The sequence below is a fragment of the Actinomyces respiraculi genome (genome assembly GCF_014595995.2).
Taxonomy (GTDB): domain Bacteria; phylum Actinomycetota; class Actinomycetes; order Actinomycetales; family Actinomycetaceae; genus Actinomyces; species Actinomyces respiraculi.
The window spans coordinates 2,319,102-2,336,589 of record NZ_CP063989.1 but is presented as its reverse complement, the minus strand read 5'-3'; the positions used below and the strand labels follow the sequence as shown (position 1 = coordinate 2,336,589).

At 65.2% G+C, this 17,488-nt stretch carries 18 protein-coding genes; 13 read left to right on the top strand and 5 right to left on the bottom strand.

From position 1 onward, the window contains the following. From ID810_RS09745 to ID810_RS09695, 11 genes are all read left to right on the top strand, one after another. Positions 1-627: a pilus assembly protein TadG-related protein gene (locus ID810_RS09745; RefSeq protein WP_166857893.1), complete on the top strand. Its 627-nt coding sequence runs from the start codon at positions 1-3 to the stop codon at positions 625-627. Next, positions 624-1,772, top strand: coding sequence for a hypothetical protein (locus ID810_RS09740; RefSeq protein ID WP_166857891.1), 1,149 nt, complete (start codon positions 624-626; stop codon positions 1,770-1,772). Before ID810_RS09745 ends, ID810_RS09740 begins: the two co-directional genes overlap by 4 nt. Positions 1,773-1,951: 179 nt before the next feature. Then, positions 1,952-2,428, top strand: coding sequence for a hypothetical protein (locus ID810_RS09735; RefSeq protein WP_166857889.1), 477 nt, complete (start codon positions 1,952-1,954; stop codon positions 2,426-2,428). Continuing rightward, entirely contained in the window at positions 2,425-3,429 is a 1,005-nt protein-coding gene (locus ID810_RS09730; protein WP_166857887.1) for a hypothetical protein, read from the top strand. Before ID810_RS09735 ends, ID810_RS09730 begins: the two co-directional genes overlap by 4 nt. Beyond that, positions 3,426-4,109 (top strand): hypothetical protein, encoded by a 684-nt coding sequence (locus ID810_RS09725; RefSeq protein ID WP_166857885.1) that lies wholly within the window; start codon positions 3,426-3,428, stop codon positions 4,107-4,109. The genes ID810_RS09730 and ID810_RS09725 overlap by 4 nt, the downstream gene beginning before the upstream one ends. A 198-nt stretch (positions 4,110-4,307) precedes the next feature. Then, positions 4,308-5,831, top strand: a complete 1,524-nt coding sequence (locus ID810_RS09720; RefSeq protein ID WP_166857883.1) for a hypothetical protein — start codon at positions 4,308-4,310, stop codon at positions 5,829-5,831. A 38-nt stretch (positions 5,832-5,869) separates the two neighbouring features. Beyond that, a complete protein-coding gene (locus ID810_RS09715; protein WP_166857881.1) occupies positions 5,870-6,304 on the top strand; it encodes a hypothetical protein in 435 nt (144 codons plus the stop codon). A 60-nt stretch (positions 6,305-6,364) separates the two neighbouring features. Next, complete coding sequence (locus ID810_RS09710) at positions 6,365-6,958, top strand: hypothetical protein (protein WP_166857879.1); 594 nt, start codon at positions 6,365-6,367, stop codon at positions 6,956-6,958. 256 nt (positions 6,959-7,214) lie between these two features. Then, on the top strand, positions 7,215-8,735 hold the full coding sequence (locus ID810_RS09705; RefSeq protein ID WP_167202914.1) for a hypothetical protein: 1,521 nt from the start codon (positions 7,215-7,217) through the stop codon (positions 8,733-8,735). Positions 8,736-9,301: 566 nt separating this feature from the next. Then, positions 9,302-9,736 carry a hypothetical protein gene (locus ID810_RS09700; protein ID WP_166857875.1) on the top strand — a complete coding sequence of 145 codons (435 nt, stop codon included), beginning with the start codon at positions 9,302-9,304 and terminating at the stop codon, positions 9,734-9,736. Between the two features lie 541 nt (positions 9,737-10,277). After that, the gene (locus ID810_RS09695) at positions 10,278-11,879 is read left to right on the top strand and encodes an IS1634 family transposase (RefSeq protein WP_166858839.1); all 1,602 of its coding nucleotides are present in this window, start codon (positions 10,278-10,280) and stop codon (positions 11,877-11,879) included. Positions 11,880-12,086: 207 nt separating this feature from the next. On the opposite strand, the gene ID810_RS09690 is transcribed toward ID810_RS09695, so the two are convergent. From ID810_RS09690 to ID810_RS09670, 5 genes are all read right to left on the bottom strand, one after another. Further along, a complete protein-coding gene (locus ID810_RS09690; protein WP_166858847.1) occupies positions 12,087-12,308 on the bottom strand; it encodes a hypothetical protein in 222 nt (73 codons plus the stop codon). Positions 12,309-12,310: 2 nt separating this feature from the next. Further along, the gene (locus tag ID810_RS09685; RefSeq protein WP_166858839.1) at positions 12,311-13,912 is read right to left on the bottom strand and encodes an IS1634 family transposase; all 1,602 of its coding nucleotides are present in this window, start codon (positions 13,910-13,912) and stop codon (positions 12,311-12,313) included. A 59-nt stretch (positions 13,913-13,971) separates the two neighbouring features. After that, positions 13,972-14,523 (bottom strand): hypothetical protein, encoded by a 552-nt coding sequence (locus ID810_RS09680; protein ID WP_166856139.1) that lies wholly within the window; start codon positions 14,521-14,523, stop codon positions 13,972-13,974. A 68-nt stretch (positions 14,524-14,591) separates the two neighbouring features. Beyond that, positions 14,592-15,212, bottom strand: coding sequence for a hypothetical protein (locus ID810_RS09675; protein ID WP_166856137.1), 621 nt, complete (start codon positions 15,210-15,212; stop codon positions 14,592-14,594). A 28-nt stretch (positions 15,213-15,240) separates the two neighbouring features. Further along, the gene (locus ID810_RS09670) at positions 15,241-15,453 is read right to left on the bottom strand and encodes a hypothetical protein (RefSeq protein WP_166856135.1); all 213 of its coding nucleotides are present in this window, start codon (positions 15,451-15,453) and stop codon (positions 15,241-15,243) included. A 573-nt stretch (positions 15,454-16,026) separates the two neighbouring features. On the opposite strand from ID810_RS09670, the gene ID810_RS09665 reads away from it, so the two are divergent. Together ID810_RS09665 and ID810_RS12675 are read left to right on the top strand one after the other, a co-directional pair. Then, entirely contained in the window at positions 16,027-17,310 is a 1,284-nt protein-coding gene (locus tag ID810_RS09665) for an OmpA family protein (protein ID WP_166856133.1), read from the top strand. Then, positions 17,307-17,429 carry a hypothetical protein gene (locus tag ID810_RS12675; RefSeq protein WP_268916211.1) on the top strand — a complete coding sequence of 41 codons (123 nt, stop codon included), beginning with the start codon at positions 17,307-17,309 and terminating at the stop codon, positions 17,427-17,429. Before ID810_RS09665 ends, ID810_RS12675 begins: the two co-directional genes overlap by 4 nt. The last annotated feature ends 59 nt before the right edge of the window (positions 17,430-17,488 follow it).

The following is a 17,488-nucleotide window of genomic DNA, read 5'->3' as shown; positions in this document are numbered from 1 at the left end:
GTGCGCACGAAGAATTTGTTGAGTCGACTGCGTGACTGTCCCCGCGACGAGCGAGGGGCCATCAACGTTGTGCTCATTGGCGTGCTCGTCGTCATCCTGACCCTGGGAGCCGCCATCATCGTTCCGATCGGTCACACCCTCGCGGAACGGCGCAGTGCCACGACGGCTGCCGATGCCGCCGCTCTGGCCGGTGCGGACTACTGCGCCGACCGGCTCGAGGACGCCTACTCCGCTGCCATGCGCTCGACGGACGACAAGGAGTTCTGGGCGCATTTCGGCAAGCCGGTGTCCTTCTACTGCGGCAATGCGACAACGGAGGCACAGCACATGGCCTTGGCCAACAACGCTTCCCTGACGAGCTTTCGTATGACCATAGGCCTGCGTTTCCAGGCGAGCATCACCCGTCATGAAGAGGTCACGGAAGTCGGTGGACACTTGTCCTCACGAGCGACCGCAAAGATGGACATGCGCACAGGTGCCTGCGTTTCCGGAGGGCTGTTCGGTATCCGCATTAGTGGCACGTGCCGGACCTCCCCACCCACTGTCAGCCCGGGATCCGGTTGGCCCCTCGAACCTGGGACCTATTCGCCTGTCGCGCGTATCGACACCGAACTGGTGGTGTCGTGAGCGGCAGCTCCTCACGCGTTGGCAGCCGCCTTGACGGCTACCGGGGCATGATCGCCGTTCTCGTTCTCGTGGTCCTGGTGCTGCTGGCAGCGGTGACCGGGATGCTGCCGCGACTTATGTGCACCCTGGACGAGGGGACCTGCTCGGGCCCCTCCCAGCCAGTTGCCTCACGCACGTCCCCGGAGGCGACGACAGCGCCCTCGGGCTCTGTCCTGGCGACGTCCAGCAGTGCCGCCACGGGTTCGGCGGAGCTGCCTGTCGCGAGTGACGAGCTCGCCGTCTCCACCGTCCCGGGTGAGGGGACGGTGCCCGCTGGACGTGGCAGGGCCGTCAACGCGGACTCCGCATCGGCCCCCGGCGGGACCGCGCCCGTCATCAGCAACCTCTGGGGAGACGAAACGGAACACCGCGACACGATCGACCCGGCCCGCTTCGTGGACGTCGGTGCCCTTGCCTGTGGCGCGCCGGGCACCGGGCCGTGTGACGTGTGGGAAGGCCTACAGGCGGATACCGGTGCCGCCCTGGCTATCGGCCCCACCCGTCTCACCCAGGCGGGTCTTGATCCCTTCGTCGGCCAGGAGGAGGCGACAACGGTCGTCGACGCGACGCTCGAGCAGGCGACCACTACCGGCAGCGAGCAGACCGAGGTCCTTTACCGCTCGATCCAGCGCACCCGCGACGGGGCGCTTACCGAGTCGTGGTCGTGGCAGGACGGCGAGTCGTTGCGTCAGGTCCTCACCCGGCGCAGCCGCGACGGAGTGCTGTCCTCGGTCACCGTCGTCGGCATTGACACCACCGACGGCGACACCATCCTCGTCCGTACCGAGGTCCCCGTCACCGACAGTTCCGCCGACGTCCTGGAGGACTGGCTGGCCGCCCTGCCCGCCGACCGTTCGGCGGCCACCAGCATGGTCAGTGACCTCTCAGGAACCCCCGACCTCACAGCCCCGGCCGCCGTCCGCGTCGCCTTCCGCACCGGTGTCGTCCATCGCTCAAGGATCGAGGTCACTGAGTCGTTGACCGCCCAGATGCTGCGCGAGCACCCCGATGAGGCCCTGCCCGGTGCCACGGTCCTGTTCGCCTGGGAACTGAGGCTGCCCAATGAGCGCGGCCTGCGCACCTGGACCGCGGCGGAGACCTCGTGAGCGTGACCGCGTGCCCCGCAGGTGCCACGCCGGCGGCGACCCGAGGCGGTCTCGCTCGGCGTCATCTCCTCCTGCTGGCACCCACCACCGTGCTACTGGCGTCATGCGCTCATCGCGTCGACGCGGTCCCTCCCGAGCCGACGCCCCTGATCCCCTCTGTCTCCTCCACCACGGTTCTTGTGTCGGGTCTGACCCTGGAGGTCCCTGAGTCGTGGACGCGCGAGACGACAATGACGGGCTCTGCCACCCAGGCGCCGACACCCGACGACGAGGCCCAGCAGGGGGACGCGGAGGATGCAGGGGTCGAGGACGCCGCGGTCACCTGGGCGGCCCGCTTCACCGATGACGACGGCGATCTCATGCTCCTCGTCTCCACGGTCTTCCCCGCAGGCGACCTTGACCAGGCGTCTGCCCTGTCCCGAGCGCTCGTGGTCGAGGCGCTGCCTGGTGCTGTGGTGCGCACCAGTGTGGACTTGGGTGCAGACCTCGGTGAGGGTCCCGTGCGTCTCATTCTCGACAGGCGTGGCGAGGAACCGGTTGCCACCGCATGGACCGTGTCGATGCCCACCGGTTACTGCCTTGTGGTGCTGCTCGTCGATGACGACCACGTGCGCAACACCATCGAGGACTGCGTGAAGAAGGGTAGTGGCGCATGACTCCTCTGCTCAGCCGACGTCAGGCGCTGGGCGTTGCCTCCGCCGTCGCCTCGGTCTGCGTTCTCGGAGCCCTCACGTCATGCTCTGCCCGCAGCGAGGTACTTCCCCGTGGCTGGGACCGGGTCCTCACACACGGCGTGCTTGTTCCCGTGCGTTCCGAGTGGGAGCACCGCACCGCCCCCGACGACGTGCCCTTGTGGACGGACCTATGGGTGGCACAGGATGCCTCGGTCCACCTGCTCGTCGGCTCGCCCACGGCCGGCTCCCATGAGGCGGCGCTTGTGGAGGCGAGAGCCGCGTTGCGCGCCGCCTTGCCGGGGTACGCCGTCAGGACGACGACATCCACCGTCGACGGCTCCGAGCGGCGGCTGAGCATGGAGGACTTCACCACCAGCTCACCCGGCTTCGAGGCGGGACGCCTGTGGGTGGTCTCCGGGGCCGAGACGATTGCGGCCGTGGCGTTGACAGCGTCGCAGTTGTCTCACGCCGACTGCGAGGTCATTGTCGCGGGCATGAGCCTAGGGCCCGTGGCCGGGGCCGGCACCCCTCCGGAGGGCTGGGCCAGGGTTGGGCGCGGCGACGTGACAGTGCTCGTCCCCAAGACCTGGCGGACGTTCGGCGCGGTGCCCGGCTCGAAACGCTGGACCGACTCCTGGGCCGATGCTGATCCCGACGGGCTCAGCCGCGCCCGGCTCCTGCTGTGCTCAGACACCGGCGCGCGCACGCGTGAGGACGCCCTGGCGCGTATCGAGTCGGACTCGGTCTCGGGAGCCGTCCCGGGCTACCGGGCTGTTTCCGACCACGCTCTCCAGGTCAACGGAGCCTCCGCCACCCGGCGGGACTTCACGTTCGACGGCGGCAACGGTGCCCTGTGGGTGATTGACGTCCATGACACCGTCGGTGCCGTCCAGCTGACGGTGATCGACGCGGCGCTCACGGCGTCGCCCGGGCTCATCGGCGACGTCGAGGGGGGACTGTGGGTGAGAGGACACGAGACGTGACGGGGCTTGAGCGAAGGGGAGCGAGCCGCCGGGCGGTCCTGGCAGTGGGAGCCCTCACTCTGGCAGCAGGCTGTGCGCCCGGTGGCTCCGACGACGTCCTTGCCGGCGGTGCCGGGGCGGTCGCTGCCGTCACGCCTGCGGGAACCTCTCTTGACGCCCCAGAGCTTGTCCTCCTGCCCTGGGGGGATGAGGCCACTGGAGAGACCGTCGAACCGCTGACCGGGGTGCGCCTCGTCCTCGCTCCGAGAGCGCGGGCCCTGACCCCCGAGTGGGTCGCGGACGGTCGCGTGCAGGTGACCTATGTGTGGACCGATACCGGCAACTGGGGCTACCTCGTGCTGGAGGGGCCAGGCTCCTTCCCGGTGACGGGTGGAAACGACGCGATGGCAGCGGCTCATGCTGAGGAACAGTTGCTCATCGGCGAGCTCATCCGACCCCGCCCCCCGGAGACCACCGCGTGGACCGGCATGGCACAGAGTGTGCAGATGAGCTGGAATCAGGCCACGACCCCTCCGGGCTGGTCCGAGGAGACGAGCGTCGACGCCGAGGCGCTGTTCGTCGTCGACGGCGCTGGGCACTCCTACACGGCTGTCGTCTATGGTGCCCGGGACCTGCTGGTGTCGGCCAACCCGGCCGTGACGACGCTGTGCTCGCTCACGGTGAGCGAGCCCGCGTCCTAGGTGCAATGAGGTGCGCTGCCCGGGGGCGTCGGTCACGCGGGTGATAGATGACCGTGGTCGCCGTCTCGTTGTCATGGACTGATGAGGCACCGGGCGGGTACGGGGCGAACGCCCCTGTCTCGCGGATGGACCCGCTGCGTATTGTCTGCCGCAGCGTGCCGTCTCTCCTGGCACGCGCATCTGAGAAAGGAGCCGCCGGTGGAGCGGACTAGTCTGTCCCGGGCTGTTGCTCAGGCGCGTCGCGGCGAGTCGGGTGCGGCCACGGCGGTGTACGCGGGCGTCATCGTTGTCGTCGTCATCCTCGTGGGGGTGTTGGCCGTTGGGATGACCCCTGTGGGGCGGGACATCGCGGCAGGTGTTCACAACGAGATCTGCCGCATCTTCGACATGTCCTGCGACTCTGGCGAGCAGACGGGGCAGGATGGTCAGGACGTCGGGTCTCAGTCCGTGGATCCCCGCCGCCCGGGGGAGTGCGTCGTCTCCTCGCACGAGGACGGTTCGTCCACCTACGTCAAGATCGGCTTTGTCAAGATCGGCAGTTCCTTCGGCTTTGTCACCCAGCAGGAGCAGTACTACGACCCTGAGACCGGACAGATCAAAACCCGGTACAAGGTCATCGCGACCGACGGCGCTGCCCTAGGTGCTGAGACCGGGATCGGGACCAAGGGGGAGGTCGGCAACTCGGGTATTGGCGCCGACCTCTCACTGGAGGCGGGCTTCGACGTCAAGGGCGGCGACACGTGGAGCTTCGACTCCGAGGCTGAGATGAACGCCTTCATCGACCAGTACAACAAGTACCGCTTGCAGAGGCAGATGCTGTCGGGTGAAGGCGCTTTCGGTTCCGCCATCTACCTGTCGATGACTAACGGTTTTGTCGACCGGCCCAGGACCTCCGACAAGCGCTCGACGACTTTGAAGATGGAGGATAAGGGCAACTTCGACGTCGGTCTACGGGTGGGCAAGGACAATGCCGAGACTGGTGAGAAAAGCGTCAACCTCAAGGCGGGCCTCTACGCTCAGGCGAGCCTCAGCGACGTCTACACTCACACGGAGGACTTGCGACCGGATCACAAGGGCGAGTTCTCCGAGACGGTGACATACTCGGGCTCGATCGGCGGAGGAGTCAACGCGGTCTTCGCCGGCGTGGGAGGAAACGGCTCTTATAAAGGGGCGACGACCTACAACTACAAGCCGGGGCCGGATGGCAAGCCTGTGCTGTCGAGTATCACGTTCAGCCAGGTCACCTCGGGTGACCTCACATGGAAGGGTGGCAACGGCCCCGTCAACTCGGCGGGTGGCGTGACCGGTAACATCGAGGGTGGGACTTCGGACAGGCGCTCCCATGTGACGGAGACGACGATCGAGGTGACCGACGCTAACCGAGCGGTGATCGCGCAGTGGCAGCGTGACTCCCTCGTCACTGACCCGACGACCGGGGCGACGAGGATGCTGCTGCTTCCGAACGTCCTTGACCCCTCGGTGCCCTACCCGAACAACCCGATGGCGCAGTTGCTGTACGAGAAGGCGAGCAACACGCACACCACCTACAACGTCAGCGGGGACAACTTCTCCCTGCGCGGCGAGGTGGCGCTGGGCCTGAAGATCGGCGGTGGCTTCTCCATCACCAACGAGGATCAGAACGTGGCGGACTCGACCTACCTGAAGTCGCCCTCGTCACCGGGTGCGCCGCGTCAGCGCGTCGATAACCTGGTGTGTCAGTGAGCCGTCACAGGGGACGGCATGTGATAGGAGAAGAACAGATGACTACGACCAACTGGCAGAACGAGCGCGAGCCACGGGGGCGGTCGACGCCGGTCATCCTGGGCGTCGGGTGGGCGGCGAGCCTCGTCGGCTACCTCCTGGTCCGGGTAGCCATTACCGCAGTCGGCCCCGGCGCGGGACTGGTGAACTTCGCGCTCGTTCTCATGCTGCCGGCCCTGTCCGCGCTGGGCGCGACGCTCGCGGTGCCGCCCGCGTGGCTGCAAGGAGCAACGGGTGCGCTGCGCCACGCCCTCGTCGTCATCCCAGTCCCGTTAGTCTTCACGATCGTCGCCATCGTGAGTTCGCCGACACAGTGGATGACCGGCCGGCTCATCGTGACGATGAGCGTCGTCATGCTATTAGGCGTACTCGCGGGCGGTCTCCTGGGGCGTCTCCTGCGCCGTGATCCGGACCGTACCTTCAGCAGCAGCTAGGGTTCCGTGCCCGGTGCCGCGACAACCCTGTCCTCGCCCTGTATTACCTGAGGAGTCCTCATGAGTCATGCTGATAAGCCCGTTGCCGGTCTGTCCCGTCGAGCAGCGTTGTTCGTGCCGGTGGCCTGTCTTGGCGCGGGGGCCGTGGTCTCCTGCTCGCGCTCTCCCAAGGTGCCTGAGGGGTGGGTGCGCAAGGAGAAGGGGTTGTTGTCGGTGGCGGTGCCTGCTCAGTGGCAGGAGGTTGCCATCCCTGAGGGGGCCCGGGTGTCGAGCTGGGACTGGGTCCTGCAGGACACGTCGGACTTCAATGACTCTGCGACGACTGTGCGTTTGTTGGGGATGAGTGAGGGGCCTGGGGCTGTCATCGTGTACCCCCCGACTGACGCTGTTGAGGCGGCTGAGGCGCTTGGCGCGGTCAACTTGTTTGGCGACAGTGACCGAGCCTACCCGGAGGCTCGTGAGGTCGATGGTGGCGAGGACGAGGTGCAGCGTGTCGACATGCCCTATGGCGGAGGCGAGGGCAACGACTACCTGCTGGTCGCAAAGGACAAGGAGTCCGGGCTCATGGCGGTGGTCGGTCTGACCGGTACGGGTGTGACGGAGGAGCTCATCGCCGACATCGCCGCCGGTATCCAGGTGGTCGTCCCGGATTAGTGGGCCGTGTGGCGGACCTGACCGCTGGAGAGACGCTTGGGTGACGCCCCGGAGGTAGTGGGGTGGAGCCGGGATGAACATCCCTGCCTTGAGGCTCGTCACCCGCGGCCGTAGGGGCGATGGTCGTCCCCTGTGGGGCGGGACCGGGGACTGCTGCCCCTTATCGGCCAGTCGGTCATACCTGTAACCTCGCTGCGGATCGTCTACGTCATGTCGGGAGGAAGAATCGGTCATGGGGCAGGGCAGTCTGTGCCGGGTGCTCTGGCGAGTGCGTCGTGGTGAGTCTGGTGCGGGCACGGTGGTGTACGCGGGGGTTGTTGTCGTCGTTGTCATCCTTGTGGGGGCGCTTGCGACGGGGATGACGCCGGTCGGCCGGGACATCGCGAACGGTGTGAGCAACGAAATCTGCAAGATCTTTGGCGGGGCTTGTGGTGGAAGCGAGCAGGCAGGGTCGGCAGGCCAGGAGTCTGTGGACCCGCGTCGGCCGGGGGAGTGCGTCGTCTCCTCCCACAAGGACGGTGTGAAGGCCGACGCGAAGATCGGGGTCGTCAAGATCGGCCCGAACCATGACCTTCTCACCCAGCGCGAGCAGTACTACGACCCTGAGACCGGCAAGCTCAAGATCCGGTACCGGGTCGTTGCTGCCAATGCGCTCGAAGAGGCGACCGGGGCAGGGGTCGGGACCAAGGGAGAGTTGGCCAACTCGGGTATCGGTGCGGACCTGTCTTTGGAAAGCACCCGCAGCGCCAGGATCGGCGAGACGTGGGAGTTTGACTCCGAGGAGGAGATGAACTCCTTCGTCGATCAGTACAGGGACTACCACGATCGCTTGAGAATGGTCGCCGACCCGTTGCGTGCTGGATACGCCTTGCTCACGGGCAGCTGGCCCCAGCCGCCAAGGCACGCTGAGAGAACCTCGTACACCCTCAAGACAGGCAGCCTTGCCAATGGTGATGCTGGCCTGCGCTTCGGCAAGGACAACGAGGAGACCAAAGAGAAGAGTGTCAACCCTAACGTCGGTCTGTATGCCAAGGCCTCATATGATAAGTCCCTGACAGTCACCAGGGACCACCGTCCCGATCACGAGGGCGAGTACTCACTGACGACCACCTACGAGGGGACGATCGGTGGGGGTGCCAACGCCGTGTTCGTCGGTGTTGGTGGGACGGGCTCCTACACGGGGACCATCACCTACAACTTCAAGCCCGGGCCGAACGGCCTGCCCCAGCTGTCGAGCGTGACCTTCAACCAGATCACATCCGGGGATCTCACCTGGACAGGGTCTAACAAGCCCCTCAACAAGGTCGGCGATAAGGAAGGCACTGCCAGCGGTGAGGGCACGCTCAAGCAGTCCCATGTCACCAAGACGACGCTTGAGGTGACGGATGCCAACCGTGCGGTTGTCACGCAGTGGGCGGCACAGAACTTGGAAAACTCCGCCGAGGACTACCAGCGTGGGCTTATCAGCCCGCCTGGGATGGATATCCCTGCCTCCAATGTCGCCCTCATTCCGGCAAACATCCTCGATCCCTCGGCGCCTGCTCCGGACGACCCGATGGGGCAGGCGTTGTACGAGGGAGCGACCAGCTCCCACACCGTCTACGACGTCGACAGTAGCAAGTTCTCCCTTAGTGGTAGTGTCGCCCTGGGAGTCAAGCTTGGACTGGGCTACTCCTCCTCGCAGGAGGACCAGAGTGTTGTCAGTTCGACCTACCTGGCGTCGCCGTCGGCTCCGGGTGCGCCGCGGCAGCGAGAAGCCAACCCGGTGTGCAACTGATTTGCCTGCCTGGGGTGCTCGTCCTTGGCTCCGGTGACGTTATCCGTCTGCCGTGGGGTGGGCTGAGGACAACAAGAAGCTCAAGAAGAAGGTCTTCAACCCGAATGTCGGCTTGTTCGCAATATGGTGTTCGTCGGCGAGAGCGGGACCGGGAACTATAACGGGACGATCATCTACAACTTCAAGCCCGGGCCGAATAGCTGGCCCCGGCTGTCGCGAGCGTGACCTTCAACCAGATCGCCTCGGGGAGTGACCTCACTTGGTCGGGGACTAACAGTCCCGTCAACAAGGTCGGTGGCAGTAAGGGAACCGTGAGCGGTGGGACATCGAGCGCTCTCCTACGTCACCAAGACGACGATCGAGGTGACTAACGCCAACCGCCCGGTGGCGGAGCAATGACGTGTGCGGCACGTTGGGAGGAGTCGGAGACGGTGGCTAAGGCGCAGAGTCGTGGTGACACGGCCTTGGTGGGGAGCCGTCCCCGGCCGTCCGACGTCCACCGCCATGTGCGCCGCTTAGAATGTCACGCATCGCGCCGCAGCATGCCTGGGACAGGAGACGAAGACATGATGATCAAGTTGACGCAGTACCGTACCTCCCGTGAGTACCCCGCACTCGTGCGCCTTGCGCTCGGTTGGGCGGCGAGCCTCGTCGGCTACCTCGCGGCGCGGGCGCTCATCACGGCCCTCGGCCCCGGCGCCGGATGGGGCAACCTCCTGCTTGTCCTCGTCCTGCCTGTCTTGTCCGCGCTTGCGGGCACTCTTGTCATGCCACCCGCGTTGCTGCGTGGGGTCAAGGGAGCGCTGCGCCACGCTGCCGTGGTCGTCCCGGTCCCGCTCGTCTTCCTCCTCATCGCCATCAGCAACGGGCCCTCGGAGTACGTGAGCGGACAAGTCATCCTCATGATGGTCGGGGTCATGGCCGTCGGCGTGCTCCTCGGTGCTCTGCTTGGGCGCCTGCTGCGCCGTGACCCCGACCGCGAGCTGCGTAGCAGCTACTAGGCCACCCTCCCGTCCGCGACTCGTATCCGTCTCACATTGTCTAGTGGCACATGACTCGTCCTGACAGCGCCGCTGGAGGTGTGCGCCGCCGTTCCGTCCTTGCCCTTCCGTTTGCTTGCCTTGGTGCCGGGGCCCTGGTGGCTTCTTGCTCGGGTTCTGCCGGGGTGCCTGAGGGGTGGGTGCGCAAGGACAAGGGGCTGGTCTCGGTCGCTGTGACCCCCGAATGGCACGAGGTCGACATTCCCGATGACGCTCAGGGTGGTGTGTGGGACTGACCGGTACGGGTGTCTCCGAGGAGATCATCGCAGGCGTCGCCGCTGGGATACGCGTCGTCGTCCCCGCGACGTGAGCCCGCCGCCGTCGGACCCGACGACGACTCCGCGAGACGCGTGGGCGCGAGCCGGTCGCCACCGACGTCGACACCCGCCCTGACTTTTGACACTTGGTGTGGGGCTGGGTGGTTTTGGTTGGGTTTTCGTTGATTTTGTGCGGCTGCAGGGGGCGGGTTGGGTCACTAAGGAGGCTGGTTATGATGGGGTTTGTGAGCCCGTTCATCCGTCAAGTGCGTACCGCCTCGGGGGCCACGGCCGTGCAGATCGCGGTCAAGGAAGGCCGACGTAACAAGGTTGTTGAGCACATCGGTTCTGCTCATACCCCTGGCGAGCTTGCTGCCTTGGTCCAGGTCGCGCAAGAAAAGCTCCATCCCGGCCAGCTCCAGCTGGACCTGGACCTCCCGTCGGGGTCGGCAGGCTCCAGGCCGGGTGTGCATGGGGACTACCAGCAGACGGCCATTGGCGCAGCGCACCTGGTTTCCCACCGCAGCGGCTTGTTGTGGCAAGTCCTTTGCGATGCTTGGCAGGATCTTGGCTTTGACCAAGCGGTGGACGATGAGGCCTTCAAGCAGATTGTCCTGGCCCGGCTGATCGAACCCACTAGCAAGAGCGCTATAGCAGCGATGTTGACCAGCTTGGGGCTGGAGTCCTTTGACTCACGCACCCACTTTCGTGCCCTGACCCGTTGCGTGGAGCGTGATTACCGCTCTGCTCTGGCTCGTGCGGCCTTGGAGCATTGCCTGGCCTGTGGGGATGTGTCCTTGGTGTTGTACGACGTGACTACCTTGTACTTCGAAGCAGAGAAAGAAGACGCGCTGCGCAAGGTCGGCTACTCCAAAGAACGCCGCGTGGATCCCCAGATCCTGGTCGGCCTGCTAGCAGACCGTAACGGTTTCCCGTTGGAGGTCTCCTGCTGGGAAGGCAACAAAGCCGAGACCCACACCCTCATCCCTACCATCGAGGCCTTCAAGCAACGCGCCGGGGCGGAGCACCTAGTAGTCGTAGCTGATGCCGGGATGCTCTCCAGCGCTAACTTGCAGGCGCTTGACCAAGCCGGCTACGGCTTCATTGTCGGGGCCAGACAGACCAAGGCACCCCTGGACCTCCAAGCGCACTTCTTCTGGCACGGGGACTGCTTCACCGACGGGCAGACCATTGACACAATCACCCCACGCCACGGTGGTAAACAAGAACGCAATCAGCACCTCAAGGACGAACCGGTCTGGCACCCACAGACACACCCGGGCTCGTGGCGGGCGATCTGGGTCTACTCGCGTAAACGCGCCGCCAGGGACAGCAAGACCCTTACCCTCCAGGAAAACCGGGCCAGAGCCATCGTTGCCGGGGAAAAAGCCATGCGCTCAGCCAGGTTTGTCACCACCAGCTCCTCAGGAAGAGGCCTGGATGAAAAGGCCCTGGCCAGAGCGCGGCGTCTAGAAGGGCTAAAGGGCTATGTCACCAACATCCCCGCCCGCACTATGAGCGCCAGCGAGATCGTGGCCGACTACCACAATCTGTGGAAGGTGGAACAGTCCTTCCGCATGTCCAAACACGACCTACGCGCCCGCCCGGTCTTCCACCACACCCGCCAAGCCATCGAGGCCCACCTGACCGTGGTCACCGCCGCCCTAGCCGTAGCCCGCCACCTCCAGGCCGCGACCGGTGTCTCCATCAAGAAGATCGTGCAAGCCCTACGACCCGTCATCGACGTCACCATCAACATCAACGGACACGAGCTCACAGCCACCAGCCAACCCCAAGGCCAAGCCGCCAACATCCTGGCCAGCCTCACCAACAAAACGGGTCACTAACAGTGTCAAAAGTCAGGTCGGACCCGACGACGACTCCGCGAGACGCGTGGGCGCGAGCCGGTCGCCACCGACGTCGACACCCGCCGCACCGTCGGCTGGGCGGTCTCGGCAAGCCCGCCACCGCACTCAAGGGCGCCAGACCCCGCCGACCGCGCTCACAACCTCACGGAGAAGTACGGCTAGCAGGGCGGCCCTATGTCATGCAGGTCAGCCGAGCGTCAGGGACCGCATAGCGGCAAAGGCCGCGGAGTCCTTAAGCGTGCCGGCCGGTGCATAGGCCGTGACGCGCAGGTCTTGGCCGCCCTCGGTGGTGAGAATGAGGGAGACTCCCGAGAGGTTGACCGCACCGGTGAGCGATGAGTCGAAGATGCGGCGGTCCGCGGGCTGGTTCCACGTCCACGACCAGGCGTCGGACCTGACTTTTGACACTGTTAGTGACCCGTTTTGTTGGTGAGGCTGGCCAGGATGTTGGCGGCTTGGCCTTGGGGTTGGCTGGTGGCTGTGAGCTCGTGTCCGTTGATGTTGATGGTGACGTCGATGACGGGTCGTAGGGCTTGCACGATCTTCTTGATGGAGACACCGGTCGCGGCCTGGAGGTGGCGGGCTACGGCTAGGGCGGCGGTGACCACGGTCAGGTGGGCCTCGATGGCTTGGCGGGTGTGGTGGAAGACCGGGCGGGCGCGTAGGTCGTGTTTGGACATGCGGAAGGACTGTTCCACCTTCCACAGATTGTGGTAGTCGGCCACGATCTCGCTGGCGCTCATAGTGCGGGCGGGGATGTTGGTGACATAGCCCTTTAGCCCTTCTAGACGCCGCGCTCTGGCCAGGGCCTTTTCATCCAGGCCTCTTCCTGAGGAGCTGGTGGTGACAAACCTGGCTGAGCGCATGGCTTTTTCCCCGGCAACGATGGCTCTGGCCCGGTTTTCCTGGAGGGTAAGGGTCTTGCTGTCCCTGGCGGCGCGTTTACGCGAGTAGACCCAGATCGCCCGCCACGAGCCCGGGTGTGTCTGTGGGTGCCAGACCGGTTCGTCCTTGAGGTGCTGATTGCGTTCTTGTTTACCACCGTGGCGTGGGGTGATTGTGTCAATGGTCTGCCCGTCGGTGAAGCAGTCCCCGTGCCAGAAGAAGTGCGCTTGGAGGTCCAGGGGTGCCTTGGTCTGTCTGGCCCCGACAATGAAGCCGTAGCCGGCTTGGTCAAGCGCCTGCAAGTTAGCGCTGGAGAGCATCCCGGCATCAGCTACGACTACTAGGTGCTCCGCCCCGGCGCGTTGCTTGAAGGCCTCGATGGTAGGGATGAGGGTGTGGGTCTCGGCTTTGTTGCCTTCCCAGCAGGAGACCTCCAACGGGAAACCGTTACGGTCTGCTAGCAGGCCGACCAGGATCTGGGGATCCACGCGGCGTTCTTTGGAGTAGCCGACCTTGCGCAGCGCGTCTTCTTTCTCTGCTTCGAAGTACAAGGTAGTCACGTCGTACAACACCAAGGACACATCCCCACAGGCCAGGCAATGCTCCAAGGCCGCACGAGCCAGAGCAGAGCGGTAATCACGCTCCACGCAACGGGTCAGGGCACGAAAGTGGGTGCGTGAGTCAAAGGACTCCAGCCCCAAGCTGGTCAACATCGCTGCTATAGCGCTCTTGCTAGTGGGTTCGATCAGCCGGGCCAGGACAATCTGCTTGAAGGCCTCATCGTCCACCGCTTGGTCAAAGCCAAGATCCTGCCAAGCATCGCAAAGGACTTGCCACAACAAGCCGCTGCGGTGGGAAACCAGGTGCGCTGCGCCAATGGCCGTCTGCTGGTAGTCCCCATGCACACCCGGCCTGGAGCCTGCCGACCCCGACGGGAGGTCCAGGTCCAGCTGGAGCTGGCCGGGATGGAGCTTTTCTTGCGCGACCTGGACCAAGGCAGCAAGCTCGCCAGGGGTATGAGCAGAACCGATGTGCTCAACAACCTTGTTACGTCGGCCTTCCTTGACCGCGATCTGCACGGCCGTGGCCCCCGAGGCGGTACGCACTTGACGGATGAACGGGCTCACAAACCCCATCATAACCAGCCTCCTTAGTGACCCAACCCGCCCCCTGCAGCCGCACAAAATCAACGAAAACCCAACCAAAACCACCCAGCCCCACACCAAGTGTCAAAAGTCAGGTCGGAGGCCCCCGACCAGCTGACCTGGACGAGCGCGGATGTCGACGTCGTGTCCGCGAGGTACTCCTGCCACTGGTCGTCCGCCTCCTCGGCGGCGTTCTCCCAGGTGAAGGGGTTGACAACGACGTCGAGAAGGCCGAAGTCGTTGTCGTCCTTGTAGTACAGCCAACGGGTCTGACCGTTCTGGGTGCTGGCGTGTCGGAGCACGGCGGGCACCGTCAAGTGGACGTCGGCTGCGGCCTCGAAGGCCTCGCCCTTAGTAGACGCAGAGGACGGTACGACCTGCGGGTCCTCGCGCTCCGCCCCGAGATCGACGCCCTGCCCGGAGGACGTGGGCGTCACCGCGCTTCCGGTGGCCTGCGCGCTGGCCTGCTGGGACGCGCTTTCAGCGGGGGAGGGGCTCTCCTTGCTGCAGGCGGCTGCCAGGGCCAGGATTGGCAGACCGGCACCCAGAGCGAGCACATGGCGGCGGGTTGTACGGGTATGCATCTGAGTCATATCAGCACTCCTCTCAATGAACGCGACAACAGGATCGTAGCCGGAGGCCGGCGAGGGGCCTTGCCCTCTCAGTTTTTGGCGGCACCGGTGTCCGCGTAATGGCGCTCCCCGGAACTGTCAGGTGCCTGGAGGTACTGTTGATCGATAAGCCTTCGGTGCTCGTACTCCTGCGACTCGTGGTACTCGGTGAGCCAGTAGTTGTACTTGTTCTCCTCGCTGGCGGAGTCGACCTCGTAGGTCGACGTCGTCACCTGGGCGTGTTGGTGGATGATGTTGCCCAGTTGGTCGTCGGCGTCGGGCTTGCCTGAGGGGTTGAGTGTCGTGCTGGGCAGGACGGGGCTCTTGGAGGACACCGAGTTGACGTAGTTCTCGACGACCTCGCGCTCGGCGGGGCTCAACTTGGTGACGTCGATCGTCACCGTCGTCTGGTGCTGGTAACCGGTTTGTGTCTTGCCGGCCCCGGTGAACGGTGAGGTGTCGTCGCCGTTGCTGTCCTCTCCCTCGACCTCCTTCTCCACGGCCTCGGCCGCCGCCCCGGCACTGCCTTCGAGCTCGTACTGGGTCGTGAACTCCGTACCGGTCAGCTCTCCCTTGTCGCCGTTCTCGTCGACGGCGTAGCTCTTAGTGCTGCTGAAGGTTGCGGTGCCCGAGCCCTCGGCGTCACCGACCTTGAGATTGTCCTTGCCCATCGATCCCGAGACCTCGATCTTCTTGGAGTCAGAGACCTTGCACTGGCCCGATCCGTTCTCGTTCTGCGCGTAACTCGTCCTCGACGACGTTTTGCCCGGGGTCCACGCGCATCCCGTCGTCCGTTGAGACGCCCGCGGTGCAGGCACCGCCGTCGCCGAACACGGAAGAGAGCGCGCAGGTGACCTTGTCTCCGATGTTGATTCCGCTGAACCCCCGTGCCACGGCTGCGGCCAGCATCATGGCGAGTGCGGTGTCGGCGCGGCCGAGTACGCAACCGTCATCGCCATGCTCGTCGTCGCCGCCGTCATGGTCGCTCTCAAGGGCGTTAACATCCAGAGCAAGGTCGAGGAGGCGCTCAAGAGCGTCTTCGGCCGCTGATCCGCCAGCTGTTCGGTAGGTAATGGGCTCGGGCACGTCAAGTGCCCGAGCCCATTCCGTATGGGGAGCACGACCCTTGGCATGGGGATCCACAGCCACGATACGGCCCTCTATGCTCGTGGTGGTCGGGTCCCTGTTCGACTGAACCGAGTGAGGAGCGCTGCTGTGATGAAGTCTCGTCCGTTTGTCACCCGTCGTGTTGTGCTGACCGGTGGTGTCGCTCTGGGTGGTGCTGCGGTTCTGGCGGCCTGTGGCCCGTCGGGGTCGCCGGAGACCCCGGTGGCTGGTTCGTCTGCTGCGCCCTCGGCGACAGCGACTGTGTCCCCTTCCGGATCGACATCCTCCCCTCTGACCCTCACGGGGAGCGTGACGGGGGAGGAGTGGACGATCAACGTCGGGCCGGCGGTGGTGGCGGAGGGTGTCACGCTGGTTCATATGTCCCTGTTCCCGACCGAGGGTGAGGCCTCGCTGGGAACCTCGTTCTCCAGCTTCAATATTCCTGGTGACTTCATTGGTGATATCCGGATGTTGGATCTGGGGGCCTCGACCTGCTACCTGGAGAGTGGGGGAAACAACGAGGGCGTGTTCACCAGTGTCAGTGCTGAGGAGCCGCTGGTGCTGAATCCGGTGTTTGCTGCGGTGCCGGAGGGCACGGAGGAGGTGGCGTTGTTCCTGCCGAACTTCGGTGTGTTCCCGAGGGTTCCGGTGGTGGGGTCGACGGATGTGTTTGATGTGGGGGCGGCGCTGGCGGCCTCGTCGCCGGATCTTGAGGATGCGGGCCCGTTCCCGTTGCGGGCGCTTGTGGGGTCTGATGATGGGTCGTCGGCGACAGAAGATGGGGTTGATGCCACGACGGTGGTGCTGTCGAGTGATGTGACGTTTGCGTCGGACTCGGCGGAGTTGAGTGCGGATGCGGATGGGGTGCTGGCGTCGGTGACGGCGGCGTTGGGTCGTTTCCCGTCTGGTGGTGGCCTGGCGGTTACGGGTCATACGGATGATGTGGACTCTGATGCGCATAATCAGGAGCTGTCTGAGCGTCGCGCTCAGGCGGTGGGTGACCGGCTGGGGCAGCTGGCTGATCTGTCGGGGTGGCAGGTGTCGCTCGCGGGCAAGGGTGAGTCCGAGCCTCGTGTTCCCAATGACTCGGATGAGAATCGTGCGGTCAATCGTCGTGTGGAGGTGGTGCTGAGGCCGTCTGACCGTGCGGAGGGTGAGGGTGGGCCGGTGGCTGCTGGTGGGGGTGAGGTGCCTGAGCCGGCTGGTCCTGTGGGGACCGGTGCGGAGGGTGTGGATGTGACCTATAAGGGGAAGACCTTGCACGTGTCGTTGGAGCAGGTGCAGCGGGTGGATGGCTATCTCATCGGCCGGGTCCTGCTGTCCTCGGATACGGATACAGTCCACTTCGAGCTGCAGGCGTTCCACATGCCGCCCAGGTGGCAGAGCTACTGGGGCATCGTGACCACGAGCGCCTGCTCCCTCACTCTTCTGAACGGGGCGATTCGTTACCTGCCGATGCAGAGAGTTGGTAGTTCGGGTGGGTTGTGGCCGATGACCAACCGGTCCGCGCTCTCCGTGCGGGGGCCGGACACCCCTGTCCTCGTCCCCGTGGTGTGGCCGGACACCGGTCAGGACACGGTGACGCTCGACCTGCCCGGCAACGGCAAGGACAAGGAGGCCATCGCCCTGCGCCTGACCGACATCCCGGTGGTCGAGGCATGAGAGACGTCGGATGCAGGGCTCGCTCCTACCTGCGCACGCTCTGTCACCGCGCACGTGACGAGGATGGCGCCGCCATGTCCAGCGTCATCGTCACGATGATCATCGGCTCCGGGCACTGAGGCCGGACCCGGCACTGCGCGTCGAGCCGGGCCTGCGCGGCTACCGGACGATGATCGGT

Bases quoted from the DNA above. Each gene is read 5' to 3' on its own strand.
- ID810_RS09730 (WP_166857887.1), top strand. From the start codon at position 2,425: ATGACTCCTCTGCTCAGCCGACGTCAGGCGCTGGGCGTTGCCTCCGCC.
- ID810_RS09715 (WP_166857881.1), top strand. From the start codon at position 5,870: ATGACTACGACCAACTGGCAGAACGAGCGCGAGCCACGGGGGCGGTCG.
- ID810_RS09710 (WP_166857879.1), top strand. From the start codon at position 6,365: ATGAGTCATGCTGATAAGCCCGTTGCCGGTCTGTCCCGTCGAGCAGCG.
- ID810_RS09700 (WP_166857875.1), top strand. From the start codon at position 9,302: ATGATGATCAAGTTGACGCAGTACCGTACCTCCCGTGAGTACCCCGCA.
- ID810_RS09680 (WP_166856139.1), bottom strand. From the start codon at position 14,523: ATGACTCAGATGCATACCCGTACAACCCGCCGCCATGTGCTCGCTCTG.
- ID810_RS09675 (WP_166856137.1), bottom strand. From the start codon at position 15,212: ATGGGCAAGGACAATCTCAAGGTCGGTGACGCCGAGGGCTCGGGCACC.
- ID810_RS09670 (WP_166856135.1), bottom strand. From the start codon at position 15,453: ATGATGCTGGCCGCAGCCGTGGCACGGGGGTTCAGCGGAATCAACATC.
- ID810_RS09665 (WP_166856133.1), top strand. From the start codon at position 16,027: ATGTCCCTGTTCCCGACCGAGGGTGAGGCCTCGCTGGGAACCTCGTTC.
- ID810_RS12675 (WP_268916211.1), top strand. From the start codon at position 17,307: ATGAGAGACGTCGGATGCAGGGCTCGCTCCTACCTGCGCACGCTCTGT.